The sequence below is a fragment of the Vibrio sp. 10N.222.46.A1 genome, from assembly GCF_041473595.1.
GTDB classification, from domain to species: Bacteria; Pseudomonadota; Gammaproteobacteria; order Enterobacterales; family Vibrionaceae; genus Vibrio; species Vibrio tasmaniensis_A.
On sequence record NZ_JBFRSN010001485.1, the window covers coordinates 1 to 523 of the forward strand.

Annotated in this window: 1 protein-coding gene; it reads right to left on the reverse strand. The window is 33.1% G+C overall.

The window, feature by feature from the left end; genetic code table 11:
- A partial coding sequence (locus AB4496_RS27550; protein WP_372133162.1) for a LysR family transcriptional regulator occupies positions 1-416 on the reverse strand: 416 nt, incomplete at its 3' end.
- Positions 417-523: the final 107 nt, after the last annotated feature.

Consider the following 523-nt stretch of genomic DNA (forward strand, 5'->3'; position numbering starts at 1 on the left):
GAAGAATCCAATAAAGAGGACTTTGTGAAACTATTTATGGACAAGTCTATATTGTTCAACATTCGAAATTCATTGATTACACGCTCAACCATATCGAAGCAAAAAGATTCAGAAATCGCTATATTGAATTGGTCTCTTAATTCAACCTTTTCCAAATCTTCAAACAATCTTTCGTACATAGACATTGTTTGGTCTGCATAATCAAGTAATACTTTTCCGTGTTTAGTGAGTAAAAATCCCTCTTTCCTATCAAAAATACTCGCCCCGATTGTACTTTCGATCTTTTTAATATGCTGAGATACAGCGGGTTGTGTCATAAATAAAGACTCAGCGGCTGCTGTAAAACTTTTGTGTTTAGCAACGTGCGAAAATGTTCTTAAATATTTGACGTCGATAGACCTGTTGACGTTTTTCATGGTGCAAACTACCCCGATGTTGCGTTATTTTATTAATTATTCTTATTAAAAATCAGCGTCAAAGTAACAATAGTGTCATTCAGATACAAAAAAACATTATTTATATA